At 57.3% G+C, this 1,094-nt stretch carries 1 protein-coding gene and 1 pseudogene; both read right to left on the minus strand.

The window, feature by feature from the left end; all coding sequences use genetic code 11:
* Positions 1 to 466, minus strand: a 466-nt coding sequence (locus CW742_RS14685) for a tetratricopeptide repeat protein (protein ID WP_292421673.1), incomplete at its 3' end; no start/stop codon positions are given.
* Between the two features lie 58 nt (positions 467 to 524).
* A pseudogene (locus CW742_RS14690) lies at positions 525 to 1,094 on the minus strand (hypothetical protein); the annotation flags it as partial.

Raw genomic sequence — 1,094 nt, forward strand, 5'->3', positions numbered from 1 at the left:
GATCCATCTTTGTGCACCGGTCATAGGCGACAATGGACCGGCCGTAGTCTTCCATCCGGAGAAGGGCGTATCCCTGGTTGCAGTACGCATTGACGTTGTTGATCTGGACCTCGAAGAGTTTGTCGTACGCCTCCGCCGCACCATCGTAGTCCGTCAGTCCGAACAGTGCAAGGGCCCGCGCGTTCAGGGCAACCGGATCCATTGCCCTGAGCGCCAGCGCCTGGTTTGCTGCAGACAGAGCAGCGACATAGTCCTTCTTTGCATTCAGCGATGCCGCTTTACCGGCAAGGGCCTGGGGATATTTCGGGTTGAGCGCAAGAGCGTTGTTGAAATAGGTGATGGCCATGTCATGGTTGCCGGCCATCGCGGCATTCTGGCCTTTTGTATACCATTCGAGGGCATCCTCTGCACAGACTGCGGGTATCAGCAGCACGACGATGAGGACGAGAAAGATCGTTGCTCTCATATTCACATGACGAAGTTTTGTTTCAACGCTGATGAATCTATTGCTCGTACGCCGCGGGTCATTGTCCCCGGATCTTTTCGTGGGGCATACAGGAGCATCGCCCGATTGTACCAACGACCGACAGTGAAGCAAAGACACATGCGCCAAACGCTGCAAAAAAACCCATCCCCCCTGCGATAAAACCTGCCGCTGCAGGGAGGATTGCCATGCCAAGGTAACTGGTTGTTGCAAAAAGCCCCATGACAACGCCCTGATGTCCGGTCTCACTGGCAAGGAGCGCCATCTGGGCGATCATGACTACGCCGGCGACAGCGCCGATGATCAAGAGACCTGCGGGGATAAAGAAGGAGACGATAACACCCCCGGCCATCAGGAATGCCGACAACCGGATAGCCGGCACCGGCTGCACGGTCGTCCGCGAGAAGACGATGACGGCTGCGATCGTTGCAATGCTCATGCCGGCTATCCAGATACCGAGGATGTCGGACGGTGCCAGCGAGTGATGGGGGTACAGCGAGGTGAGCACCCCGGTGATCCCGATAAGGACGACTGCAGGGTAAAAGAGCCGTCCGTACTGCTGGACGAAAGGTACAAGAATGCCATGCCCGGACGAACCGGTGGTGGAGGG

Origin of the sequence: Methanoregula sp. (genome assembly GCF_002835825.1) — an archaeon.
In the GTDB taxonomy this organism is placed as follows: domain Archaea; phylum Halobacteriota; class Methanomicrobia; order Methanomicrobiales; family Methanospirillaceae; genus Methanoregula.